General features: G+C 67.5%; 22 protein-coding genes. 8 read left to right on the top strand and 14 right to left on the bottom strand.

Features of this window, described 5'->3' with window-relative positions:
* Positions 1–97: 97 nt before the first annotated feature.
* The gene (locus XM50_RS09530) at positions 98–1,393 is read right to left on the bottom strand and encodes an RsmB/NOP family class I SAM-dependent RNA methyltransferase (protein WP_046409148.1); all 1,296 of its coding nucleotides are present in this window, start codon (positions 1,391–1,393) and stop codon (positions 98–100) included.
* Between the two features lie 41 nt (positions 1,394–1,434).
* Here XM50_RS09530 and XM50_RS19675 point away from each other — a divergent pair, with 41 nt between their 5' ends.
* Both XM50_RS19675 and XM50_RS09525 read left to right on the top strand, forming a co-directional pair.
* Positions 1,435–1,596, top strand: a complete 162-nt coding sequence (locus XM50_RS19675; protein WP_082102934.1) for a DUF1674 domain-containing protein — start codon at positions 1,435–1,437, stop codon at positions 1,594–1,596.
* An 84-nt stretch (positions 1,597–1,680) separates the two neighbouring features.
* The gene (locus tag XM50_RS09525) at positions 1,681–3,537 is read left to right on the top strand and encodes an AsmA family protein (protein ID WP_046409096.1); all 1,857 of its coding nucleotides are present in this window, start codon (positions 1,681–1,683) and stop codon (positions 3,535–3,537) included.
* Between the two features lie 15 nt (positions 3,538–3,552).
* Here XM50_RS09525 and XM50_RS09520 read toward each other — a convergent pair whose 3' ends face one another.
* Positions 3,553–4,524 carry an NAD(P)H-dependent glycerol-3-phosphate dehydrogenase gene (locus XM50_RS09520; RefSeq protein ID WP_046409147.1) on the bottom strand — a complete coding sequence of 324 codons (972 nt, stop codon included), beginning with the start codon at positions 4,522–4,524 and terminating at the stop codon, positions 3,553–3,555.
* A gap of 8 nt (positions 4,525–4,532) precedes the next feature.
* Positions 4,533–5,558, bottom strand: a complete 1,026-nt coding sequence (gene tsaD / locus XM50_RS09515; protein ID WP_046409095.1) for a tRNA (adenosine(37)-N6)-threonylcarbamoyltransferase complex transferase subunit TsaD — start codon at positions 5,556–5,558, stop codon at positions 4,533–4,535.
* Between the two features lie 89 nt (positions 5,559–5,647).
* Here tsaD and hemC point away from each other — a divergent pair, with 89 nt between their 5' ends.
* The 4 genes from hemC to XM50_RS09495 all read left to right on the top strand — a co-directional run bounded on the left by hemC (position 5,648) and on the right by XM50_RS09495 (position 9,706).
* Positions 5,648–6,553, top strand: coding sequence for a hydroxymethylbilane synthase (gene hemC, locus XM50_RS09510; protein ID WP_046409094.1), 906 nt, complete (start codon positions 5,648–5,650; stop codon positions 6,551–6,553).
* Positions 6,550–7,221: a uroporphyrinogen-III synthase gene (locus tag XM50_RS09505; RefSeq protein ID WP_046409093.1), complete on the top strand. Its 672-nt coding sequence runs from the start codon at positions 6,550–6,552 to the stop codon at positions 7,219–7,221. Before hemC ends, XM50_RS09505 begins: the two co-directional genes overlap by 4 nt.
* Before the next feature lie 25 nt (positions 7,222–7,246).
* Positions 7,247–8,188, top strand: coding sequence for a hypothetical protein (locus tag XM50_RS09500; RefSeq protein WP_052742521.1), 942 nt, complete (start codon positions 7,247–7,249; stop codon positions 8,186–8,188).
* 105 nt (positions 8,189–8,293) lie between these two features.
* Positions 8,294–9,706 (top strand): M20/M25/M40 family metallo-hydrolase, encoded by a 1,413-nt coding sequence (locus XM50_RS09495; protein WP_046409092.1) that lies wholly within the window; start codon positions 8,294–8,296, stop codon positions 9,704–9,706.
* A gap of 48 nt (positions 9,707–9,754) precedes the next feature.
* On the opposite strand, the gene XM50_RS09490 is transcribed toward XM50_RS09495, so the two are convergent.
* From XM50_RS09490 to XM50_RS09460, 7 genes are all read right to left on the bottom strand, one after another.
* Positions 9,755–10,336, bottom strand: coding sequence for an ABC-type transport auxiliary lipoprotein family protein (locus XM50_RS09490; RefSeq protein WP_046409091.1), 582 nt, complete (start codon positions 10,334–10,336; stop codon positions 9,755–9,757).
* Between the two features lie 8 nt (positions 10,337–10,344).
* Positions 10,345–11,307, bottom strand: coding sequence for an MlaD family protein (locus XM50_RS09485; protein WP_046409090.1), 963 nt, complete (start codon positions 11,305–11,307; stop codon positions 10,345–10,347).
* Complete coding sequence (locus tag XM50_RS09480) at positions 11,307–12,143, bottom strand: ABC transporter ATP-binding protein (RefSeq protein ID WP_046409089.1); 837 nt, start codon at positions 12,141–12,143, stop codon at positions 11,307–11,309. Before XM50_RS09480 ends, XM50_RS09485 begins: the two co-directional genes overlap by 1 nt.
* On the bottom strand, positions 12,143–13,240 hold the full coding sequence (locus XM50_RS09475; protein ID WP_046409088.1) for an ABC transporter permease: 1,098 nt from the start codon (positions 13,238–13,240) through the stop codon (positions 12,143–12,145). The genes XM50_RS09480 and XM50_RS09475 overlap by 1 nt, the downstream gene beginning before the upstream one ends.
* Positions 13,241–13,380: 140 nt before the next feature.
* Positions 13,381–14,613 (bottom strand): DUF445 domain-containing protein, encoded by a 1,233-nt coding sequence (locus XM50_RS09470; protein WP_231621920.1) that lies wholly within the window; start codon positions 14,611–14,613, stop codon positions 13,381–13,383.
* Between the two features lie 102 nt (positions 14,614–14,715).
* On the bottom strand, positions 14,716–17,982 hold the full coding sequence (locus tag XM50_RS09465; RefSeq protein ID WP_046409087.1) for an efflux RND transporter permease subunit: 3,267 nt from the start codon (positions 17,980–17,982) through the stop codon (positions 14,716–14,718).
* 4 nt (positions 17,983–17,986) lie between these two features.
* Complete coding sequence (locus XM50_RS09460) at positions 17,987–19,165, bottom strand: efflux RND transporter periplasmic adaptor subunit (RefSeq protein ID WP_046409086.1); 1,179 nt, start codon at positions 19,163–19,165, stop codon at positions 17,987–17,989.
* 211 nt (positions 19,166–19,376) lie between these two features.
* Here XM50_RS09460 and XM50_RS09455 point away from each other — a divergent pair, with 211 nt between their 5' ends.
* The gene (locus XM50_RS09455) at positions 19,377–20,093 is read left to right on the top strand and encodes an SIMPL domain-containing protein (protein WP_046409085.1); all 717 of its coding nucleotides are present in this window, start codon (positions 19,377–19,379) and stop codon (positions 20,091–20,093) included.
* A 126-nt stretch (positions 20,094–20,219) separates the two neighbouring features.
* On the opposite strand, the gene XM50_RS09450 is transcribed toward XM50_RS09455, so the two are convergent.
* The 3 genes from XM50_RS09450 to XM50_RS09440 form a co-directional block, all read right to left on the bottom strand.
* Complete coding sequence (locus tag XM50_RS09450) at positions 20,220–20,477, bottom strand: GlsB/YeaQ/YmgE family stress response membrane protein (RefSeq protein WP_046409084.1); 258 nt, start codon at positions 20,475–20,477, stop codon at positions 20,220–20,222.
* 89 nt (positions 20,478–20,566) lie between these two features.
* Positions 20,567–20,866, bottom strand: a complete 300-nt coding sequence (gene sciP, locus XM50_RS09445; RefSeq protein ID WP_046409083.1) for a CtrA inhibitor SciP — start codon at positions 20,864–20,866, stop codon at positions 20,567–20,569.
* A gap of 108 nt (positions 20,867–20,974) precedes the next feature.
* Positions 20,975–21,202, bottom strand: coding sequence for a hypothetical protein (locus XM50_RS09440; RefSeq protein WP_046409082.1), 228 nt, complete (start codon positions 21,200–21,202; stop codon positions 20,975–20,977).
* 109 nt (positions 21,203–21,311) lie between these two features.
* Here XM50_RS09440 and mnmA point away from each other — a divergent pair, with 109 nt between their 5' ends.
* The gene (mnmA, locus tag XM50_RS09435; RefSeq protein ID WP_046409081.1) at positions 21,312–22,436 is read left to right on the top strand and encodes a tRNA 2-thiouridine(34) synthase MnmA; all 1,125 of its coding nucleotides are present in this window, start codon (positions 21,312–21,314) and stop codon (positions 22,434–22,436) included.
* A 19-nt stretch (positions 22,437–22,455) separates the two neighbouring features.
* Here the strand turns inward: mnmA and XM50_RS09430 are convergent, their stop codons facing one another.
* On the bottom strand, positions 22,456–23,253 hold the full coding sequence (locus XM50_RS09430; RefSeq protein ID WP_046409080.1) for a PhzF family phenazine biosynthesis protein: 798 nt from the start codon (positions 23,251–23,253) through the stop codon (positions 22,456–22,458).
* Between the last annotated feature and the right edge of the window lie 47 nt (positions 23,254–23,300).

The following is a 23,300-nucleotide window of genomic DNA, read 5'->3' as shown; positions in this document are numbered from 1 at the left end:
ATCGGCCCGCGCCCGCCGGCTTCGCTGCACGCGTGCAGGAACCCGGATCAGCGCGAACGAATGGACGTGTCGCTCAGATGCTTAACGTGCGATTTGATCAGGCGGAAGCACGCACGAGCCGGACGATGAAAAACCCGTCGCACCCGCCCGCATCTTCCAGCGTCCCCGGCAGCGTGCGGAGATAGCCGCCGCTCTGCGCCGCGAACCCGTGGGGCAATTCACCCGGCTGTGGCGGCTCGAGGGCATAATCGGGATGCTCAGCCAGAAACCGCTCCAGCTGCGCCTCGCCCTCCTCCGGCTCCAGCGAACAAGTGGCATAGACCAGCCGCCCGCCCGGCCGCACCCATGCGGCGGCGCGATCGAACAATTGCGCCTGCAGCGCGGCCATGTCGGCGATGATGCCAGCATGGGCGCGATACAATACGTCGGGATGCCGCCGAAAAATGCCCGTCGCGCTGCACGGCGCATCGAGCAGCAGGGCATCAACCGGTTCGCTCGGCGCCCAATCCATCGCGTCGGCGATCACGACCGTCGCCGGCTGCTTGGTCCGCGCCAAATTCTCGTGGAGGCGCGCGGCGCGCGACGGCGATATTTCCAGCGCCGTCACGACCCAACCGGCCGTCGCCAGCTGCATCGTCTTTCCCCCCGGCGCGGCGCACAGGTCGAGCGCGCGGCCCGGCCCCCGCCCGATCAACCGCGCGGGAAGCGAGGCGGCCACGTCCTGCACCCACCAGGTGCCTTCTGCGAACCCCGGCAATTGCGCCACCGGCGCCGCATGGCGCAGCCGCCGATGGTCGGTTGCCAGACTGTCCCCCTCGGGCGCCAGCGCATCAGGAGCGGCCAGCGTCAGGTCCAGCGGCGGCGGCACCGCGATGGCGCGGGCGGCGGCTGCCACCACGTCCTCACCCCATGATGCGCGCCAGCGCGCCGCGATCTCCGGCGGCAACGCGGGAACATCCGGCAGGGTCGCACCCCCGCGTGTCAGTGCCCCAAACACACCATGGACCAGCTTGCGCGGCCCGCCATCGACCAGCGGCAGCACCGTGGCGATCGCGGCGTGCGGCGGGGTGCCCAGCGCCAGCGTCTGCACCAGCGCGATGCGCAGTGCGGAACGCGCCTTGGCATCTTCGGGGAGCACCTGGTGGGTCGCCGAATCGATCAGCGAATCAAGGTCGGGCAGGCGGCGCAGCGTCTCGGCCGCAATCGCATGGGCGAAGCCGCGATCCGGCCCTTCCAGCCCGCGCGTCGCCTGCGGCAGGGCCGCCTCCAGCGGTTCGCCCCGACGCAACACCGCATCGAGCAGGCGGAGCGCGGCGCGACGCGGCGCGGTGCCGGGCGGATCCGCCGGGCGACGATGATGGACAGGCGGGCGGGGCTTGGCGGAAGAAGACATCGCGCCCATGTGGCGGGTGAACGCCGTAACCGGAAGAGCCCATGTCCAAACGACCGCCTCATGTGAAGCCGCCGGCCTATCTTTCGCCGAACAAGCCGGTGCCCGAGCCCGCGCCCATGGAGCGCCCGCCCGAGGATCCACTCGGCCGCGATCCGGTGCGCTATGGCGACTGGGAGAAGAAGGGCATCGCCGTCGATTTCTGACCCACCCTGACGGCGCAGACAGGTGACGTAACGTCATTCCTTTCGCGACCGGAACGAAGTTTGGGTCGGCGCGTCTCAGCCTCGATGCCCACCTTTCTTTCCCGGCGCCGTGTCCGCGTCATCCTTGCTACCGCGGGCGCGCTTCTCCTGTGCGCGCTCCTCGCGCTGGCGATCTTCCCCTGGGGCATGCTGAAAGGCGCCGCGGAAAGCCGGCTGACCCAGCGTTTCGGTCGCCCCGTGACCATCGGGACGATGGAGCGGGTCGACCCCGTCGGCTTCGCCACTATTGTCCGCCTTCGCGACGTGCGGATCCCTGGCCCGGCCTGGTCCGCCCCGCGTGACCTCGCAAAGATCGGCCGGATCGACGTTGGCTTCAACGCACTGTCGCTTCTGCTCGGACGATTGTCGCCGCACACGATCGACATCTCGGGCGCACAGATCAATCTCGTTCGAACCCGCGATGGGCGGGAGAATTGGCGGCAGGACAAGAGCGCTGATCGCCAGTCGGGCAACAGCAGCCTCGATCGCCTGACGGTCGCAAATTCCCGGCTCCGCTATGACGATGCGAAGCAGGATCGCCGCTTCGACATGGCCTTTGCCTCCGATGCAGGCGCCGGCTTGCGGCTGCAGGGATCCGGTACCGTGCGCGGCGCGCCCGTGACACTTGCCGCCCGGGCGCCCGCTCTGTCGGACCGGGACGGGGGGCGCTGGCCGTTCGAGGCGCGGATCACCGGCGAGGCGCTGTCGATGCACACCCGCGGCACCATGGCCGCGCCCTTCGACACTGATCGCATGACGCTCGACGTCACGGCGCGCGCAAATGACCTGAAACTCATCGATGCGATCATCGAGGCGGGATTATTCCAGACCCAGTCAGTGACGCTGTCGGCGCATGTGCGCCGCGAACCCACACGATGGTTGATCGACCGGCTCGACGGCCGGGTCGGTCGGTCCGACCTGTCGGGGAAGCTGACGGTCGACAAGGTGGACGGCCGCACGAAGCTGTCGGGCACCTTTGTCTCCCGCCAGCTCGACTTCGACGATTTCGCTTCCGACGAGGGGCTGCGCCGTGCCGCCGCGAAAAAGCGCGCGATTGGCCCGCGCGTCGTCCCCGACACCCGCGTCAACCTTGCAAAGGTCGGCAAGACGGACGGCACCATCTCCTTTCGCGTCGGCAACATCGTCAGCCGGCAGGGTCCATCGTCGCTGAAGACCCTCGCCGGCACGCTGGCGCTCGACAACCGCAAGCTCTCGGTGGCGCCCCTCACGATCGGGCTCAGCCAGGGCAGGATCACGGGCAGCGCGGTCGTCGATCAGTCGGATGGTGCGCCTGAGCCGCTCGTCCGGCTCGATCTTCGCCTCCTCGACAGCAGCATTCCGGCGCTCGGCGGCGGTGGCGGTTCGGTAACGGGCCGGGTCGACGCGCGCGCCGTCCTTGCCGGCCGCGGCAGCACGATCCGCGAAGCGGTCGGCAAATCCTCCGGCCGGATCGGCGTGGTCGCCCGCAACGGCGCCCTGCCCGCGGAGATCGCCGCCGCGCTCGGCTTTGACGCGGGGCGCGCGCTGCTCGCCGGTGAGAAGGATCGCGCTGCCCTGCGCTGCGTAGTGGTCGGCATCGCCTTGCGTGGCGGGCGCGGAACGGTCGGGCCGTTTGTTATCGACACCTCGCAAAGCCGGCTCGATGGCGCAGGCACCGTCACCTTCCCCGGCGAAACGCTCGCGGTTCGGCTGACCGGCGCGCCCAAGCAGGACGCCGTGCTGCGCCTTCCCGGGTCGGCCACACTCTCCGGCACGATCAGCGAACCTGATGTTCAGGTGCCCAAGGAGGTCAAATCGGTCGGCAACGTCTTCAAGGCGATCGGCCGTGCAATCACCGGAAAGCAGGGTCCGACCGCGACCGACGCCGACTGCGCGGCGCTTTCCGCGCGCGTCCTGCGGTGATCGTCGCCGCGCGCGTTACGCCTCGTCGCGACGCGGGCGGGCCAGGAGACTGCTGATCACCTCGCTCGCGGGCGCGCCCTGCAACAGGCGGCACACCGCATCGGTAATCGGCATGTCGACGCCCGCCTGTGCTGCAGCCTCGGCCAGCACCGGCGCGGTGAAGGCACCCTCTGCCACCGTGCGCCGGTCCGCCAGCAGGTCGGTCGCCGACCGTCCCTGCCCCAGCCCCACGCCAAGCGAGAAGTTACGGCTGCTGGTCGACGAACAGGTCAGTACCAGGTCGCCCAGCCCCGACAGGCCCGCCAGCGTCTCCGCTCGCGCGCGGCGCGCCAATCCGAAGCGGGTCATTTCGGCAAAGCCGCGCGCGATCAGCGCCGCGCGTGCATTCTGGCCGAGCCCCGCCCCCTCCACCACGCCGCAGGCGATCGCCAGCACATTCTTCACCGCCCCGCCGATCTCGGCCCCGATCACGTCGCTCGAGGCGTAGGGACGGAAGGTCGGACTGGCGAGCCGCTCGGCCAGACGCCCCTGCAGCGCCGGATCGGCACAGGCCAGCGTCACCGCCGTCGGCAGCCCCGCCGCGACTTCATGGGCAAAGGTGGGGCCGGACAGGACCGCGATCGGCGCGCCGGGATGCGCGGCCTGGGCGACCTCGCCCACCAGACGCCGCGATCCCGCCTCGATCCCCTTGGCGCACAGCACCAGCGGCGTGTCATTGCTGGGCAGCGCATTCAGCACCGCGCCGACATGCTGCGCCGGCGCGACCACCAGCAGCGCGTCACGATCCGCCAGATCGTTCAGCGCCCCCGTCGCGCGGATCGCCGGCGACAGCGGGACGCCGGGCAGGAACATGCTGTTCTCGTGGCGGTTGTTGATCGCGGCGACCACCTCCTCCTCGCGCGCCCACAGCAGCACCTCGCCGCTACGCGCCGCAACCTGCGCCAGCGCGGTGCCCCAGGCGCCGCCGCCGATCACGCCGATCCGCATGTCGCGGCTCATGCCTTCACCCCCGCACCGCGCACCGCCTCGGCGGTTGGATCAAGTGGCCAGCGCGCCCGCGCCGGTGTGTCGAGCGGATCGACCAGCCCGGCGGCGAACCGCTCCGCCCCGGCCCAGGCGATCATCGCGGCATTGTCGGTACACAGCCACAGCGGCGGTGCCACGAAACGCAGGCCATGTGCGTCGGCAAGCGACGACAAAGCACTGCGCACCGCATTGTTGGCCGCCACTCCGCCGGCGACCACCAGCGCCGTTGCGCCCGGCGCACGGTCGATCGCGCGCGCTGTCCGGTCGATCAGGCAATCCACCACCGCCGCCTGGAACGATGCCGCGACATCCTCCGGTCGATAATCGCCCGCGATCCGCGCCACCGCGGCCTTCAGCCCGGCGAACGAAAAATGCGGCTCCGGGGACCGGAACAAGGGCCGGGGCAGTGGCACCGCTGTCGCATCACCCATCTGCGCCGCGCGCTCCACTGCCGGCCCGCCCGGAAAGCCAAGGCCCAGCACCTTCGCCGTCTTGTCGAACGCCTCACCCGCCGCATCGTCGATCGTCGTTGCCAGCCGGCGGTATCGGTTCACCCCCTCTACCAGCAACAACTGGCAATGCCCGCCCGACACCAGCAGCAGCAGGTAGGGGAAGGCGAGGTCGGGATCGGCCAGACGCGGGCTGAGCGCGTGCCCCTCCAGATGGTTCACCGCAATCAGCGGCTTGCCGACCGCATGGGCAATCGCCTTGCCCGTGACCAGCCCCACCATCACGCCGCCGATCAACCCCGGACCGGCGGTGGCCGCGACCGCATCAATATCGGCCAAAGACACGCCGGAATCGGCCAAAGCTGTCTCGATAAGCGGCTCCAGCGCTTCGACATGCGCCCGGGCGGCGATCTCCGGCACGACCCCGCCATAGGGCCGATGCGCCGCTTCCTGCCCCGCCAGTCGATGCGCCAGCACGCGGCGATCACCCGTCACCAGCGCCGCCGCCGTTTCGTCGCACGAGGATTCCAGACCAAGGATCAGCATGCCCGGCTCATATCCGCTCGACCCACGCTTGTCGAAGGGCGCCCACGTCCGATAGAGCGGACCCGATATCTGCAGGATAGAAGAGACCGGTGGCTCAGCGTTTCAGACTCGGCACCCGCGGTTCGCCGCTGGCCCTGACCCAGGCAGGATTGGTGCGCGACGCCTTGATGGCCGCCCACGGTTGGGACGATGTCGACATCGTCGTCGTGAGTACCACCGGTGACCGCGTGCAGGATCGCGCGCTGGCCGAGATCGGCGGCAAGGCCTTGTGGACCAAGGAGCTCGACCGCGCGCTATTGGCTGGTGAGGTGGATGCCTGCGTCCACTCGATGAAGGATGTGGAAACCATCCGACCGGCCGAAATCGCCATCGCCGCGATGTTGCCCCGCGCGGACGTTCGCGACCGCCTGATCGGCGTCGACACGATCGACGCGCTGCCGCACGGCGCGGTGGTGGGGACCAGTTCCCCGCGCCGCCGCGCGCAGCTCCTGCGCCACCGGCCGGATCTCGAAATCGTGCTGTTCCGCGGCAACATCGATACGCGGCTGGGCAAGCTCGCCACCGGAGAGGTTGCCGCCACGCTCCTCGCCGCGGCCGGTCTGGAGCGGCTTGGCCGGCACGACACGGGCGTCGCGATAGAGACGCACGTCATGCTGCCCGCCCCGGCGCAGGGCGCGATCGGGATCGAGACGCTGGCCGACAGCCCGGCCTTGGCGCTGGTTCAGGCTATCGACTGTCCCACCACCAGCATCTGCATCCACACCGAACGTGCGCTGCTGGCGGCGCTGGACGCCTCCTGTCACTCGCCCGTGGGCGCGCTTGCCCGGCGCGAGGGCGACGGCATCACCCTGGCGGCGGAGCTGCTGACGGAGGATGGGTCGGAGCATGTCACCGGCGTCATCGCGGGCGAGGATGGCCCCACGCTTGGCCGCGAACTGGCGGCCGACCTGCTCGCCCGTGCGCCGGCTTCGGTCCGACATCTGTTCGGGGGATGACACGTCCGATCGCCGTCCTGCGGCCGGAACCGGGAAACAGCGCGACCGCTGACCGGATCGCGAAGGCGGGTTTCATTGCGCTTCGGGTCCCGATCTTCACCATCTCGGCTGTTCCCTGGGCGCCGCCGCCCGCGACCGATTTCGACGCGCTGCTCCTGACCAGCGCCAACGCGGTTCGTCAGGCAGGGCCAGCGCTCCACACCTTCTCCTCGCTCCCGCTCGTCACCGTCGGTCGTGGCACCGCCGATGCGGCGGAAGCGGCCGGCCTCACCCCCCAGATCGTGGGCAGTTCGGACGGGAGGGAAGCGCTCGCCCTCGCCAAGGGACGCGGCTGGCACCGGCTGGTGCGTCTCACCGGCCGCGCGCATATCCATCTGCCGGGCGTCACCGAGATCGTCGTCTACACCAGCGACCCTCTTCATCCTGCGGAGGATCAACTACGCGCGCTCGCCGACAGCATCGTCCTCCTTCACTCGCCCCGCGCGGCACGCCATTTCGCGGGCCTCATCGCCGGCGCGCACATCGCCCGGCGCTCCATCCGACTGGCAGCGCTCAGCCAGGCGGTGGCGGACGCAGCCGGCGGGGGATGGCAGCGCGTCAGTGTTGCGCCCCTTCCCAGCGACCCGGCTTTGCTCGAAACCGCCATGACGCTCGCGATTGACCGGTGAGCGTCGGGCGGGGATAAGCCGCGGCATGGACGAAAACGCGCCGCTCGCTCCTGCTCCGCGCCGGTCACGAGTTGGCCTGCTCACGGTGTTTGTGATCCTGGCTCTGGTTGTCGGGCTCGCGCTGATCTTCCTGTCGATGCGGGATGGTACCAGCTGGTGGCAGCGCCAGGCCAAAGCGCCTGCCGCCGTGGACAAGGCCGTCACGACAAAGGACGTCATCGCAGCCACGCCGCCGGCGCCCGCCGCGGTGGATCCGGCCACCCTCGCTGCCCGCGAAAGCGCGCTTGCCGCACAGCTGGCGGCGCTGGAGGCGAGGACGGCAAGCCTCAGCATGGATGTCACCCAGTCGCAGGACCGCGCCGGCCGTGCCGAGGCGATCCTCATCGCCTTCGCTGCCCGCCGCGCGATCGAAAAGGGCGCAGCCCTTGGCTATCTGGAGGATCAGCTGCGACAACGCTTCGGCGAAACCCAGCAAAAGGCGGTGAATACGGTGATTGAGGCTGGTCGCGATCCCGTCACGCGCGAGGGACTGCGCCAGGCATTGGATGCCAACCGTTCGATGCTGCTCAATCCCGGCGCGGACGGCTGGTTCGCCGGCTTCATGGACGAACTGCGGCGCCTCGTCGTCCTGCATGATGCCAACACGCCGTCGCCCCTGCCCGCGGATCGCCTCGCGCGTGCCCAGCGCCTGCTGGATGCCGGCCAGGTGGAGCCCGCGGTTGAGGAAGTGTCCCGACTGCCCGGCGGGACTCAGGCGGCAAACTGGAGCGCGGCGGCACGACGCTACATTGCGGCGCGCCAGGCGCTCGACACGCTGGAAACCGCGGCGATCGTCGGCACGATCCCGAGCAGCGCGCCGACGGCTGCCGCTGCCCTCGTCCCCGCTGTACCACAGGTGACGGGCGATGCGGCCCCGGCCACGGGCGATCTGGGGAACGATCAGGCCGAACCCGCGCCGCGTCCCTGATCACCGCGCCTTATGGCGCCATGCCGTTCGACCATCGATTGGCACATTGCGCACCAGCGGCTTCGCGGTAACCTCCAGGTTCAGATAACGACAAAAGGGAGTGGGATGCGCGGCATTTGGAAAGCCATGACGGTCGCCGCCGCAGGAGTGGCGCTCGCGCCGTTGGCAGCGGCAGCACAGAACCGGGCGGACGAGCGAGCGTTCTTCGATCTCTACAAGCAATTGGTCGAAACCAACACGGTCGTTGGCGAGGGAAGCTGCACCCGCGCCGCGCAGCAGATCGCCACCCGGCTCAAATCAGCCGGCTACACCGATGCACAGGTAACCCTTTTCTCGACGCCGGAGCATCCGGAGGACGGCGGCGTGGTCGCCATCCTTCCCGGCACCGATGCGTCCGCCGATGCCATGCTTCTCCTGGGGCACATCGACGTCGTCGCCGCCAAGCGCGAGGATTGGGCGCGCGACCCGTTCAAGCTGATCGAGGAAGACGGCTTCTATTATGGCCGCGGTACGGTCGACGACAAGGGCATGTCGGCGATCTGGGCAGACAGTATGATCCGCTTCAAGCAGGAGGGCTTCAAACCCAGGCGCACGATCAAGCTCGCGCTCACCTGCGGTGAAGAAACCACCTATGCGTTCAATGGCGCGCAATGGCTCGCCAACAACAAACCGGACCTGGTTCGCGCGGCATTCGTGCTGAACGAGGGCGGCGGCGGCCGGCTGGACGCACAGGGAAAGCGACAGGCGCTCGCGATCCAGGTGGGGGAGAAGGCGGCGCAGAATTTCACCTTCACCAGCACCAACCCCGGCGGACACAGCTCCGCGCCGACGCCCGACAACGCCATCTACGAACTGGCCGACGCCGTGAAGCGGGTGCAGGGCTACGAATTCCCGATCAAGTTCACCGACACGACGCGCGCGTTCTTCACCGCCAGCGCACAGGCGCTACCACCGGAAACAGGCGCCGCGATCAAGCGGCTGCTGGCTAACCCAGCCGACAAGCGGGCGGACGCGGTCGTCAGTCGCGACAAGGTGCTTCACTCGACGCTGCGCACGACCTGCGTCGCCACGCTAGTCAACGCCGGCCATGCGGAAAACGCGCTCCCGCAGCGCGCCACCGCCAACATCAACTGCCGGATCTTCCCGGGCGAGAGCGTCGAGAGCACATTGGCAAAGCTGACCGAGTTGGCAGGGCCGAAGGTGACGGTGACGGCCAATCAGCCGGTGCGCCCGATTGCCGTGCCGCCGCCGCTCGACCCGCGCATCATGGGCGCTGTGCAAACACTCGCCGCCAAGCATTTTCCGGGGACGCCGGTCGTCCCGATGATGTCGACGGGGGCGACCGACGCGGTGTTCTTCGGCGTGCTGAAGATGCCGGTCTATGGCGTTCCCGGCATCTTCCTCGAACCTGACCTCAACGGCACGCACGGATTGAACGAGCGCATCCGGGTGACGGCGCTGTACGAAGGCCGGGACTACCTTCACGATCTGGCTAAGGCCTTGGCGACCCAAGGCTGACCCTTGGCGCCCCGCCAGCCCAACGTCGGGCGGCGGGGCACATTCGGTTTAGCGTCCGACCCAGTCGGCGACCTGCACCGCCACCTGATTGGCCGCCTGATTGAGCGCGACCGCAACCGGTGCCGCTTCAATCGCGGCCACCGGGACGCGCACTTCGAAGCGCTGCTTTTCCAGCGCGCCGCCCTCGTCACGGACGAGTGCCGCGTCGAAGGTCACGACCGCGGCGGAAGCGCCCGCATCGACGCCGAAGGTCCGCAATTCGCCCGACAACCGGGCGCCCGGACTTCCCATCGCCTGCGCCCCCGACAGGACGACGCGGCCGGTCCGCGCAGCAACGGTGTCGGACACCACGCGCGCGAACTGCCGCGCCGGCAACTCGACCCACTGCGCATCCCTGACATAGGCCACGTCGGTCAGGTTCGACTGCACCGGAATGCGGTTGGTCGCCAGTTCCTGCGGCACGACTGGCACCTGGATGGTCACCGTGCGGGCGCCCGCCGACGATTGCTCACGCCCGACGGGGACCTGTTCCGTCGAGGACAGGGTAAGAAGTGCCTTGGGCGGCTTTTCGCCAAAGCTGATGCATCCGGCGAGCGGCAGGGCAGCAAGACCGATCAGAAGCTTCTTCATGTGCGTCCTCACTTGCCCTTGTAGTCCGGCAGCTTTCGCGGGCCAACCAAGGCCGCTGCCCCCTGTTGATCGACCTTTTCCGCGACCGATGCGAGCGCCGCCGACATCTGCCGCAGATCCAGAACCAGCTGGTTGACCTCCGGAATGGTCTGCTTGGAGAAGGTTTGCAGGCCGGGTCGCGCATCCTGGATCGCGGAGTTCAGCGTTTCGGTGCTCTGCCGCGCGGAGCGGATCGTCTCGTTCAGATTGGCCAGCGTCGGCTTCACGTCCTCGGCCAAAATGCCGTTCGTCGTGGCCGCCAGGTTGCCGATCTGCTCCGCTGCCGTGCCGGCCTGGGCCACCGCGATACGCGTCTGCGCCAGCGTTGCGGCGATCTCCGGTCCGCGATCAGCCAAGGCGTCCGTCAAGCGGTTGGTATTCTCAAGGATGCCGGCGATTGACGCCTGATTACGGTCCGTCAGCAGCCCGGACAGCCGCTCGGTTAGGGTCGACAGTCGTTCGAGCAGCTGCGGCGCGGAATTCAGGATCGCGCCAAGACCGCCGGTGCGCGTCGGAATGACCGGCACGCCATAGGGACATACGCTGCCGGGATCGCGCTCCGGACAGACGATCGGCGGGGCACCCTTGCGCGCACCATCCAGGCTGATCGTGCTCGTGCCCGTGAAGCTGCCCTGGATGGTGGCGGCGGTACCCTGCAGAATCGGCGTATCCTGGCTCACCTCGATCCGCACGCGTACGAACTGCGGATCATTGCGCCACAATTGGATCGACTTCACCTGCCCAGACGGCACGCCCGAATAGGTCACCTGCGATCCGCGGGCGAGCCCGTCGACCGATTGCTTGAAGAAGATGTCATACTCCTTCTGCTTGGTGCCGCCCAGACGCGCGATCCACACGGTGAACAGCGCCAGCACGGCAAGCAGGATCAGCACGACGGCGCCGACCAGGACGTGGTTGGAACGGGTTTCCATCAATCAGCCCCTGAATCTGCTGCTGCACCGGCGGTCGATCGTTCCGACCTTTCCCGTTGCGCCTCTTGTGTTGCGACTGCCGCCCGGCCGCGCGGCCCGCGAAAATACTCCTGGATCCACGGATGATCGAGTGCCAGCAGTTCGTCGATCGTGCCGACCGCAATCACACGCTTGTCGGCGAGCACCGCCACCCGGTCACAGATGGCATACAACGTGTCGAGGTCATGCGTGATCAGGAAGACGGTCAGTCCCAGCGTGCGCTGCAAAGATTTGGTCAGTTCGTCGAACGCCGCCGCGCCGATCGGATCGAGCCCCGCCGTCGGCTCGTCGAGGAACAGCAATTCGGGGTCCATCGCCAGCGCACGGGCAAGTCCGGCGCGCTTCCTCATGCCGCCTGACAATTCAGCCGGAAACTTCGGGCCCGCATCATTGGGCAGGCCGGTCATGATCACCTTATAGGATGCGATCTCGTCGAGCAGCGACAGGCTGAGCGACGGATAGAATTCGCGCAACGGCACCTGGACGTTCTCGGCCACGGTCAACGTCGAGAACAGCGCCCCCCCTTGGAACAGCACCCCCCACCGTTTGCGAATCTCAAGCGCATCGGTCTCCGCACGGCCGAGCGTGGGTTCGCCGAACACCGTCACCTCGCCTGCGATCGGCTGCTGCAAGCCGATGATCGATCGCATCAGCACGGATTTGCCTGTGCCCGATCCACCGACGACCCCCAGGATCTCGCCCTGACGCACATCCAGATCGAGATTCTCGTGCACGACCTGGTCGCCGAAGGCATTCTTCAGGCCACGAACTTCGATGATGTTTTCCGGCTCTGCCATCAAATCCAGCCGATCCGCTCGAAGAAGACCGCAAAGAAGGCGTCGAGAACAATGACGAGGAAGATTGCCTGGACGACCGCTGCGGTCGTGCGCATGCCGACCTGCTCCGCATCACCCTTCACCTGCATCCCCTGGAAACAGCCAGCGATGGCGATGATCGCGCCAAAAACGGGTGCCTTGACCAGGCCGACGTAGAGGTCGGTGATCGGCACCACTTCACGCAGTCGTGCGACAAAGGTCACCGGCGGGATATCAAGCTGCCACCAGCAAAGCAGGCCACCGCCAATGATCGCGACGAGCGAGGCGTAGAAGCCAAGGAGTGGCATCATCACCACCGCCGCGATCGTTCGCGGCACCACCAGCGCCTCCATCGGGGACACGCCGATCGTCCGCATCGCGTCGACTTCCTCGGTCAACTTCATCGTACCGATCTGCGCGGCAAAGGCCGACCCCGAGCGCCCGGCAACCATGATCGCGGTCATCAGCACACCCAACTCGCGCAAGGTGATCCGCCCGATCAGGTTGATCGTCAGCACCTCGGCACCGAATTGCCGCAACTGCACCGCGCCCTGCTGCGCAATGACGATGCCGATCAGGAAGCTCATCAGGCCGATGATGCCGAGCGCCGACACCCCGACCACCTCGAAACGCTGCACCGTCGCATTGAAGCGGAAGCGATGCGGATGGCGGATGACCGACGCCAGGGCCGCCAGCGTCGCGCCCATGAAGCCAAGCAAGCCGACCAACGTGCGTCCCGCGGTGACGGTCGCCTCGCCCACTTCGCCGAGAACGCGGTTGAAGGAGCTGACATGCTGCTGCCGCGTCGGAACAGGCTGATCGGCATTGACCACCTGATCGAAGAGGGCACGCTGTTCTTGGCGCAGCCCCTCGATGTTGGCACCGGTACGCTGCGCGAAGCGGTGGATGACCCATGCACCGATCGTATCGATCCTCGACACGTCGGACAGGTCGATCACCGATACCGAGCCGCTGTAATCATCCAGCCGCGTCGGGAGATCACCAAGGCGAGCCAGCACCAGATCGCCAGTGAAGCGCATCGCTCCGCTATCGTCGCTGAAGTCGGCCAGTGCGCGCATTCCCACCCTTTGCGGGAAACCCCGCACCTCGGCAAGATGAACGTACGGAGCGGCGGCTTGTTGCATGGACGCTGGCACAGCGGCATGGCCGCACGGCGATCACGCCATCTCCGGAACTTCTATCGCTCGCCTGCTCCTGCTCAGAGCGCCACGTCGACCGTATGGATCAGCAGGCCGACCATGCCGCCCACCAGCGTGCCGTTGATGCGGATGAACTGAAGGTCCTTGCCTACCGCATGTTCCAGCCGCTGGGTAATCGTCTGCGCGTCCCAGCCGCGAACCGTCTCGGACACGAGGCCGACGATAACGTCGCCATAATCGGCGGCCGTGCCAACCGCGACGCGGCGCACATAGCGGTTCAGCGTACGGCGCAGGCGTACGTCGCGCTCCAACGTCTCGCCCAACTGCCGCAGCATGTCCCCCATCCCCCCGGACAGCAGCCGTTCGGGATCGCGCGCGGCGCGGAGCATCGCCTGGCGTGCCTGTTCCCACAGGCCGTTGATCCAGTTCTGCATGGCCGGATTTTCCAGCAGCGCCAGCTTCAGTGCCTCGACCCGCTCGCGCATCTCGGGCTTGTGCTGAAGATCGCGGGCAAGCGTCGCCAGACCTTCCTCGACCTTTGCGCGAAGGGGATGGTCGGGCTGCTCCGCCATGTCGACCAGCATCTTGTCGAGGCCGTCGATGATCTTGTTGGCGATGGTTTCGTCCAGCCCGGTCCAGCGCAGGATGGAACCGGCCCGCTCGTGCACCATGTTGCGGACGACCTGCTGGTTCGAATCGAGCACCCGGGCCGCCCAGCGCACAATGCCGTCGATGATCGGCTGGTGCCGGTTTTCGGCCATGGCGGCTTCCAGCGCGCGGCCGATGAGGGGCGCCAGATCGATCCGCCGGATCTGCTCCACCATGGCGCCGCGCACCATCCCGCCAAGCCGCTCCTGATCGAGCGCTTGCAGCGCCTCCACCACCAGGCGCGACGCGCCGCGCGTCACGCGCTTGCTGCCGGACGACGGGTTCGCCAGCCAGCGCGCGGCGACGCCTGCCACGTCCATGCGTCGCATGCGGCGGGCGACGACGACGGGAATGAGGAAATAGTCACGAAGGAAGACGGCGAGCTGGTCGCCGATCCGATCCTTGTTGCGCGGGATGATCGCGGTGTGCGGGATCGGCAGGCCAAGCGGATGGCGGAAGAGCGCAGTCACCGCGAACCAGTCGGCAAGCCCGCCGACCATCGCCGCCTCGGCAAAGGCGCGGACAAACCCCCAGGCGGGCGCGCTGTCCTGCAACCGGCCAGCGACGAAGAACGTCGCCGCCATCACGACCAGCATCCCGGTGGCGATCACGCGCATGCGGACCAGCCCCGGGGGTGCAGACATTCGCAAGGGGCGCCTGAGCGCGACCGGCATCATGTCCCGATCAATCCCCCAAGCGGGGGATTGTTCAAGCCTTCTTTCTCGAAGTTGACGCTTATGATGGGGTCATTCGGCCGGAACGTCGCCGTCGCGGAAGCCGATGCGGCCGTGCGGGGCGGGCAGGACGCCGCTGGGGCCCTGGTGGTCGATCACCGTCGAACCATCGTCGCCGGGACGATAGGTCAGCAGCTTGCGACCGAGCCATGGGCCAATGCGGCGTTCGATCCCGATCGACAGGCTGAAGGCAGCCGGCACGATCAGCAGCGTCAGCAACGTCGAGACGATGAGGCCGCCGATCACGACAATGCCCATCGGCGCGCGCCATGCCCCGTCGCCGGTGAGCGCCAGCGCGGTCGGCACCATGCCCGCGACCATCGCCACCGTGGTCATTACGATCGGCTGCGCGCGTTTGTGCCCGGCGTCGACCACCGCGTCATAAATCGGCACGCCGGCGTGCATTTCCTCCAGCGCGAAATCGATCAGGAGGATCGAGTTCTTCGCCACGATGCCGAGCAGCATCAGGAGCCCGATGAACACCGGCATCGACAACGGGTTGCCGGTGATGATCAGCGCGATGACGCCGCCCAGCGGCGCGAGCAGCAGCGAGCCCATATTGACCAGCGGCGGCAGCAGCCGGCGATACAGCAGCACCAGCACCGAGAAGACGAGGAACACCCCCGCGATCACCGCGATCACGAAGTTGATCAGCATCTCCATCTGCCACTTGGCCTGGCCGACGCTCATCTTCTGCACGCCGAGCGGCAGGTTCTTCATGATCGGCAGCGCGTTGACCTGCTGCATCGCGTTGGACAGCACCAGCCCCGGGGCCAGATCGGCGCCAATCGTCAGCTGTCGCTGCTGATTGAGGCGGTTGATCTTGGTCGGGCCGGAGCCAAAGCCGATCTCCGCGACCACCGACAGCGGCACCGATCCGCCGTTCTGCGTCGGCACCGGCAGGTTGCGGATCGTCGCCATGCGCGTGCGCGACGACTGATCCAGCGCCACCCGGATCGGGATCTGCCGGTCGTTGAGCGAGAAGCGCGCGCTGTTCTGGTCGATGTCGCCCAGTGTCGCGATGCGGATCGCGTTGGACAGTGCACTGGTCGTGACGCCAAGGTCCGCCGCGAGGTCGAGCCGCGGCTTGATGACGATTTCCGGCCGGTTGAGATCGCCCGCAATGCGCGGCGCAAGGAAGCCGGGGATCTTCGCCATTTCGCGCACGATCTTGTCGGCGGTTTCGCGCAGCAGCACCGGATCGTCGCTGCCGAGCGTCACCGACACGTCGCGGTTGTTGTCGCCCCAGCCGAACTGCGACTGGAAGTTGACGCGCGCATCCGGGATCTTGGCGAGTTCCGGCGCAAGCTGGCGTTCGAACTCGGTCGAGGTCTTTTCGCGCCGATGGCTGAGGTCGCCGCCGAACAGCGCGCCGATCCGTTCGTTGAGGCTCGGCTTGTCCTTGAACTGCACGGTGACGCGGCCAGTGCCGACGAAGGCGCGGGTGTAGATCGTCTCCGCCTCTGGCTGCTGACGCAGCAGGTCATAGACCTTGTCGACGACCTGCTGCGTCTGCGCCAGCGTGGAGCCGGGCGGCATGGTGATCGTGACAGTCGAGCGTTCCTGGTCGATCGACGGCTGGAACTGCATCGGCAGGCTGGCGAAACCGACAATGGTCAGCAGGAAGGCGAGCACGCCGATGCCGATCGTCCAGACGCGGTGATCGCGGAAATAGCCGGTCACGCGGCTGAACCCGCCGCGCGCGCGGATCGCCATCGACTTGCCGGGATCGAGCGTCCAGCGAAGGACGTTCATATAGATGTCCATCATCCGCCCCTCGCCATGCGCTTCGGGGCCGGCGGACTTCAGGAAATAGGCCGCGATCATCGGCGTGATCATGCGCGCGACCGCAAGGCTCATCAGCACCGCGACGACGACGGTGAGGCCGAAGTTCTTGAAGAACTGCCCCGACACGCCCGGCATCAGGCCGACCGGCAGGAACACCGCGACGATCGACATGGTGGTGGCGAGCACGGCCAGGCCGATCTCGTCCGCCGCGTCGATCGACGCCTGATAGGCGGATTTACCCATGCGCATGTGACGAACGATGTTCTCGATCTCCACGATCGCATCGTCGACCAGCACGCCCGCAACGAGGCTGAGCGCGAGCAGCGTCATCTGGTTCAGCGTGAACCCCATCAGGTCCATGAACCAGAAGGCGGGGATCGCGGAGAGCGGGATGGCGAGCGCCGATATGAACGTCGCGCGCTTGTCACGCAGGAACAGGAACACGATGAACACGGCGAGCACCGCGCCCTCGATCATCGCGTGGATCGCGCTCTCATATTGCTCGATCGCATATTTGGAGCCGTCGATCCGCAGCTGGAATTTCACCTGCGGATTGCGCTTCTCCAGCTCGGCGAGCTTCTTCTGCGCCTCCTTGAAGACGCTGACTTCCGAATAGCCCTTGGCCCGCTTGAAATCGAAGGTGATGACCGGTCGACCGTCGACGCCGGCGGCGGATCGCTGCTCGGCATAAAGGTCGCGCACCGTCGCCACCGCGCTCAGCTTGATCGTGCGGCCGTTGCCGGCGATGATCTGCGTCTGGCCCAGTTCATAGGCGTCGCGCGCATTACCCAGCACGCGCACCGACTGTTCGGCGCCGGCGATCTCCGCACGGCCGCCGGCGGCGTTCAGGTTCACCTGCCGCAGCTGCTGGTTGATCTGGGTGGCGGTGAGGCCGTAGGCGGCAAGCTTCGCCGGATCGAGGATCACGCGGATCTCACGATCGACGCCGCCGTTACGTTCGACCGAGCCCATGCCCTCGACGCCGAGCAGCTCCTTGGTCACCGTATTGTCGATGTACCAGCTCAGCTGCTCGATCGTCATGTCGGTGCCGATCGCCGAATAGCTGCCCAGATCATTGTCGTTGATCTTCACACGGCTGATCTGCGGCTCCAGGATGCCTTCGGGCAGGTTGGAGCGGATCTGCGTAACGGCATCGCGCACTTCGTTCACCGCGCGGTCGACCGGCGTGCCGATGTCCAGCTGGATCATCGTCGTCGAATTGCCTTCGGAGACAAAGGACTGGATTTCGTCCACGCCCTCGATCGTCCGCACCGCGGCCTCGATCCGCTGCGTGACCTGCGTTTCCAGCTCGCTCGGCGCGGCGCCCGGCTGCGTGATTTCCACCGCGACCGCGGGGAAATCGATGTCCGGTTCGCGGTTGATGTCCATCCGGATGAAGCTGACGATGCCGGCGACCGTCAGGATCACGAACAGGACGATGACCGGAACCGGGTTTCGGATCGACCAGGCCGAGATATTGCGGAAACTCATGCCGTCACACTCCGGGCTTGCCGAGCACCGGCGCGATCTTCTGCCCCGGGTTCAGGAACGCACCTGCCGAGACGACCACCTTTTCCGTGCCGTCGAGACCTGATGCAATCGCAACCGAATCGTCGTTCACCGTGCCCAGCCGCACGTCGCGGCGCTGCACCACATTGTTCTTGTCGGCGATATAGACGTAATTGCCCTTCTCGTCGCTAAGAACCGCCGATTGCGGAAGCTCAGGCACGCTGGCGGTGCCGCCGACGATCGTGGCGGAGGCGAAACCGCCGGGGCGAAGCGCGGGATCATAGCGAAGCGCAACGCGGGCGATGCCCTGGCGCGTCTGCGGGTCGATGACCGGCGACACCTGCCACACCTCGCCATCGAACTTCGTCTCGCTGCCCACCGGGGTCACGCTGACGCGTGCGCCCGGGCGCAGCTTGACGAGATCGTCCTCGGCGAGCTGCGCGCGCATTTCCATCTCGCCCCCCTTGGCCATGCGGAACAGCGTGCCCGAGGCGGAGCTGATGATCTGCCCCGGCTCGACTTGGCGCGTCAGCACGAGGCCGGCGGCGGGTGCCCGGATATCGAGGCGATTGTTGCGCGCGCGCTGTTCGGAAGCGGCGGCGTTGGCAACCTTGAGCCGCGCGGCGGCGGCATCGCGGGTGGCGATGCGGCGCTGGACGTCGGCCTGGCTGATGAACCCGCGGCCGACGAGCTGCTCGGCGCGATCAAGCTCCGCCTGGGCGAGCGTCAGATCGGCCTTGGCCACGTTGACCTGCGCGGCGAGGCTGGCGGCGGTTTGCGTCTGCACCGACCGGTCCACCGTGGCGAGCACCTGGCCGGCGCGCACCCACTGGCCCGGTTCGACCAGAACGGCGGTCACCATGCCGCCTTCGCCAGCGACACCGACCGGCATCTCGCGGCGCGCGGCCAGCGTGCCGGTGGCAGTGACCGCGCGATCGACCGATGCACGGCCCGGCACGATGACCGTGACGCGCGGCGCCTGATCGGCGGCGGAGGAGGCCGAAGGCGCAGGATCGCCCGAGCGCGTCAGCAACATCGCCGCGGCCACGATCGCCAGTACCGCCACCACAGCCACGATGATGAGCCGGCGACGCCGGCGACCATCATCCGTCGGACCTTCGATCAACACGGTCTCGCCACTCACACTACCGGTATCGTGATTCATGCACCCTACATCCCGCTCCGGCGACGTCAGACGGCCGTTCGCTACCTTGCCGGCAGTGTATTATATGAATAAGTCACCGGCCTCAAGTACCGGCTTGCCCCGATTGGCGCCATGGCAGATTGGGTGCTCCACCACAAGCCAGCCTCGTTCAGCTTGCGTTGTCGAAGCGTTGTCCAGGAACGACCAACCGATTGTCCGGAGTTAAACATTCATGCGCATTCTTTTCGCTTCGCTGATGCTGGCCACCGCCGCCACCCCCGCCCTGGCCCAGAATGTGGTGGGCGGGCCGGTGCTGCCGGACGGGACGCTGCTCGACGTCGTCGCGACTGGCGACATTACCCGCGTACCGGACGTTGCGACGCTGCGCGCGGGCGTCGTGACGCAGGCGGCGACCGCGAGCGAGGCGTCGGCGCAGAATGCCAGCCAGATGGCGCGCGTCATCGCCGCGCTCCGCGCCGCGGGAATTGCCGAGCGCGACATCGCGACCGCCAGCATCGGCCTGTCGCCGCAATATCGCTATGGCGAGAACCAGCCGCCGGTGATCACCGGCTATCAGGCGACCAACACGGTGTCGGTGAAGTTTCGCGACATCGCCAAGAGCGGGCGGGTTCTCGATGCCCTGGTGAAGGCGGGCGCCAACCAGATCGACGGGCCGCAATTGTCGATCGACAAGCCGGCGGCGGCGCTCGACGAGGCGCGGGTGAATGCGGTGCGACAGGCACAGGCCCGCGCGCAGCTCTATGCGCAGGCTGCCGGGCTTCGCGTCGACCGGATCGTGTCGATCAACGAGCAGGGCGAAAATCGCGGCGATCAACCCCGCCCGCCGGTCCTCTACGCCCGCGCGGCCAAGGCGGATGCGCAGACCGAGATGCTGCCGGGCGAGACCGAAGTCAGCGTCACCATCGCGGTGCGTTTCCTGCTGAAATGAGCAAATGCCGCCCCGCAGCGGCGCGGGGCGGCATCAGGCTTTCCCAAGGGCCGGAAAGTACCGGCCAAGAAAAGGGCCGCCCGAGTGATCGGGCGGCCCTTTTGTCATGGTCCTGGTAGCGCGGGCTTAACGCACGCTGCCACGACGGACGAGGTTGACGATCGCCAGCAGGACAACCGCACCCAGCAGCGACACCAGGAACGACGTCAGCGTCAGCGGCGAATTGTTGATCGAACCACCCGAAATGATCAGACCACCGATGAACGCGCCAACGATGCCGACGACGATATTCAGGAAGATGCCCTGCTGTGCATCGGTCCGCATGATGATGCTGGCGAGCCAGCCGATCACACCGCCGACGATCAACCAGAGAATGATACCCATAACTAACTCCCCTGCGTTAACGGCCCGAACGGCCGGGCTGGGGAAAATACTCTTGACAGCCAAACTTTGTTCCGATCACGTAACTCAGTTCAGAAGTTCTGCTGGCGCTCATAGAGCGATTTGTAGTGCTGGATGCGCGTGACGCGCAGCCCGGGCATGCCCGACCGGTCGATCGCACGCTGCCAGCTGGCGAATTCCTCCACCGTCAGGCCGTAGCGATTGCACACCTCGTCAACCGTCAGCAGACCGCCGTTCACCGCCGCGACGACCTCCGCCTTGCGACGCACGACCCAGCGGGTGGTGGTCGGCGGCGGCAGCGTTTCGAGGGTCAATGGCTCGCCGAGCGGGCCGATGACCCGGGCGGGACGGATCTTCTGGTTCTCAATCATGACTCAACCTCGGTTGTGGGGACCGCGAGGCCCCCTTTCCACCTGACATTGCACAGCGTGACGAACGCGAACCGGTGTACTCTAGCCACCGATCGGTAAACAGGATGTTCAATCGTCCTTCCATTGCATCATTGCTTTGGCCACGGGACCGTTGAACGCACCGTCCACCGGCGCGAAAAGCGGCGAATCGAGCCGCACCCGCGCCGAACGGGCGTAGATGGTCGCGGTGGGCGACGCCGCCTGCCGCGCCGTCATCTCCACCAGCAATACCGCCAGGTCGCTGGGGAGCTCGACCAGCGGTGCGCGGCGGTCGAACAGGGCAAAACTCAGGTCCACGCTACGCCTGGCTCCTCATGCGTCCTACGGGACACCCCTGCTACGCGCCGCAGATGAAGGGTCCGTAAAGGATGCCACCATCCTGGTGCGCGTTCACCATCCAATTCGGATGTGCTATGGCGCGCACGTGACTGATATCGGTGATTTCCAGCTGGACGGCGCCGCCGCCGGCCGCCGCATCGTCGTTGCCATGTCGGGCGGGGTGGACAGCTCCGTCGTCGCCGCGCTGGCCAAGGCGAGCGGGGCGGAGACGATCGGCGTGACGCTGCAATTGTACGACCATGGCGAGGCGACCGCCCGCCCCGGCGCCTGCTGCGCCGGGCGCGACATTCGTGATGCGCGCGCGGTGTGCGACAGCCTAGGCATCGCGCATTATGTGTTCGACCACGAAAGCAGCTTCCGCAGCCGGGTGGTCGACCGCTTTGCCGACGAATATCTCGCCGGCCGCACGCCCATCCCTTGCGTCCAGTGCAACATGGGACCCAAATTCACCGACCTGTTCGCGTTGGCGCGTGATCTGGGCGCGGACTGCCTCGCCACCGGCCATTATGTCCGCCGGGTGATGGGCAGCGAGGGCGCCGAGCTGCACCGCGCGATCGATCCCGCGCGCGACCAGAGCTATTTCCTGTTCGCCACCACGCGCCGGCAGCTCGATTTCCTGCGCTTCCCGCTGGGCGGCATGCCCAAGGACCAGGTGCGCGCGATCGCTGCCGAGATGGGGCTGGGCGTCGCGAGCAAGCCCGACAGCCAGGATATCTGCTTCGTCCCCGACGGTGACTACGCCGGGCTGGTCAAGAAACTGCGCCCCGCAGCAGTGGACGGCGGCGAGATCGTCGACCTCGAAGGACGCGCGCTCGGCCGGCACGAGGGGATCATCCATTACACCGTCGGCCAGCGGCGCGGCCTCGACATCGGCGGCCAGCCCGAGCCGCTGTACGTCATCCGGCTGGAGCCCGAGGCGCGGCGCGTCGTCGTCGGCCCGCGCGCGGCGCTGGCGGTGGCCGCCGCGCGGCTCGCCGATCTCAACATCCTCGGACCTCTGGACGGCCCGCTGACCGCCAAGGTGCGATCGATGGCCAAGCCGGTGCCGGCGCGCCTCGATGGCGACATGCTGCTGTTCGACGCGCCCGAATATGGCGTCGCGCCGGGCCAGGCGGCGGTGCTGTATGATGGCGACCGGGTGCTCGGCGGCGGCTGGATCGCGAGCACCGAGGCCGCCGCGCTGGCGGCCTGACGACAGGCGCTGCCACCGATCAGGGCAGCAGATACGTCCCCTCGATCACGGTGACGCACTCGCCGGTCAGCAGGATGCGGTCCCCAGCAACCCGGCAGCCGATCCGGCCACCACGCGCGCTCGCCTGAAACGCGCTGAAGGTGTCGCGGCCAAGCACATCGGCCCAGTAAGGCGCCATCACCGCATGGGCGGAGCCGGTCACCGGATCCTCGGGAATGTCGTAGAAGTCGGTGAAGACGCGGCTGACGATATCCGCGCTCTCACCGTGCGCGGCGACGATATGGACGATCGGCCCCAAAGCCTTGATCGCGCGACCATCGGGCGCGGCGGCGCGCACCGCTGCCTCATCGGCGACGATCACCAACGCATAGCCCTTGTCATGCCACAGCGTCTCCACCGCCTCGACGCCCAGTGCGGCGACGATCGCGCCCAGCGGCTTTGGCTTGGGCCGCCACGCGGGCAGCGCCATCTCATAACCCGCGCCGCGCCGCGCGACCTCCAGCATCCCGGCCTGCCGGGTGGCGAAGCGCACGCGATCGATCGTGGTGTCGGAGGACAGGACGAAATGCCCGCTGGCCAGCGTCGCATGCCCACATAGCGCCACCTCGGCGGCCGGCGTAAACCAGCGCAGTTCAAAATCCGCCGCATCGTTCGCCGGCGCTGGCACGATGAAGGCCGTTTCGGACAGGTTGTTCTCCGACGCGATCGCCTGAAGCAACGTGTCGTCGGGCCAGGCCGAAAGCGGCAGCACGGCGGCGGGATTGCCGACGAACGGCGCGTCGGCGAAGGCGTCGATCTGCGCGAACGGGATCCTCATAATGTCCTTTCGTGAAGCGGCCGGGATGCCGCCGGTGCGGCTGCGAA

Source organism: Sphingomonas sp. Ag1 (assembly GCF_000980895.1).
Classification (GTDB): domain Bacteria; phylum Pseudomonadota; class Alphaproteobacteria; order Sphingomonadales; family Sphingomonadaceae; genus Sphingomonas; species Sphingomonas panaciterrae.
The sequence above is the reverse complement of the archived record's forward strand: the minus strand, read 5'-3'. Positions and strand labels throughout refer to the sequence as shown.

What these genes read in the sequence shown, in the direction of transcription:
- XM50_RS09465 (WP_046409087.1), bottom strand. Translation starts at nt 17,982, where the DNA reads ATGAGTTTCCGCAATATCTCGGCCTGGTCGATCCGAAACCCGGTTCCG.
- mnmA (WP_046409081.1), top strand. Translation starts at nt 21,312, where the DNA reads ATGTGCTATGGCGCGCACGTGACTGATATCGGTGATTTCCAGCTGGAC.
- XM50_RS09455 (WP_046409085.1), top strand. Translation starts at nt 19,377, where the DNA reads ATGCGCATTCTTTTCGCTTCGCTGATGCTGGCCACCGCCGCCACCCCC.
- tsaD (WP_046409095.1), bottom strand. Translation starts at nt 5,558, where the DNA reads ATGCTGATCCTTGGTCTGGAATCCTCGTGCGACGAAACGGCGGCGGCG.
- XM50_RS09470 (WP_231621920.1), bottom strand. Translation starts at nt 14,613, where the DNA reads ATGTCTGCACCCCCGGGGCTGGTCCGCATGCGCGTGATCGCCACCGGG.
- XM50_RS09430 (WP_046409080.1), bottom strand. Translation starts at nt 23,253, where the DNA reads ATGAGGATCCCGTTCGCGCAGATCGACGCCTTCGCCGACGCGCCGTTC.
- XM50_RS09530 (WP_046409148.1), bottom strand. Translation starts at nt 1,393, where the DNA reads ATGTCTTCTTCCGCCAAGCCCCGCCCGCCTGTCCATCATCGTCGCCCG.
- XM50_RS09525 (WP_046409096.1), top strand. Translation starts at nt 1,681, where the DNA reads ATGCCCACCTTTCTTTCCCGGCGCCGTGTCCGCGTCATCCTTGCTACC.
- XM50_RS09480 (WP_046409089.1), bottom strand. Translation starts at nt 12,143, where the DNA reads ATGGCAGAGCCGGAAAACATCATCGAAGTTCGTGGCCTGAAGAATGCC.
- XM50_RS09460 (WP_046409086.1), bottom strand. Translation starts at nt 19,165, where the DNA reads ATGAATCACGATACCGGTAGTGTGAGTGGCGAGACCGTGTTGATCGAA.
- XM50_RS09500 (WP_052742521.1), top strand. Translation starts at nt 7,247, where the DNA reads ATGGACGAAAACGCGCCGCTCGCTCCTGCTCCGCGCCGGTCACGAGTT.
- XM50_RS09520 (WP_046409147.1), bottom strand. Translation starts at nt 4,524, where the DNA reads ATGCGGATCGGCGTGATCGGCGGCGGCGCCTGGGGCACCGCGCTGGCG.
- XM50_RS19675 (WP_082102934.1), top strand. Translation starts at nt 1,435, where the DNA reads ATGTCCAAACGACCGCCTCATGTGAAGCCGCCGGCCTATCTTTCGCCG.
- XM50_RS09475 (WP_046409088.1), bottom strand. Translation starts at nt 13,240, where the DNA reads ATGCGCGCACTGGCCGACTTCAGCGACGATAGCGGAGCGATGCGCTTC.
- XM50_RS09450 (WP_046409084.1), bottom strand. Translation starts at nt 20,477, where the DNA reads ATGGGTATCATTCTCTGGTTGATCGTCGGCGGTGTGATCGGCTGGCTC.
- XM50_RS09485 (WP_046409090.1), bottom strand. Translation starts at nt 11,307, where the DNA reads ATGGAAACCCGTTCCAACCACGTCCTGGTCGGCGCCGTCGTGCTGATC.
- XM50_RS09490 (WP_046409091.1), bottom strand. Translation starts at nt 10,336, where the DNA reads ATGAAGAAGCTTCTGATCGGTCTTGCTGCCCTGCCGCTCGCCGGATGC.
- sciP (WP_046409083.1), bottom strand. Translation starts at nt 20,866, where the DNA reads ATGATTGAGAACCAGAAGATCCGTCCCGCCCGGGTCATCGGCCCGCTC.
- XM50_RS09495 (WP_046409092.1), top strand. Translation starts at nt 8,294, where the DNA reads ATGCGCGGCATTTGGAAAGCCATGACGGTCGCCGCCGCAGGAGTGGCG.
- XM50_RS09505 (WP_046409093.1), top strand. Translation starts at nt 6,550, where the DNA reads ATGACACGTCCGATCGCCGTCCTGCGGCCGGAACCGGGAAACAGCGCG.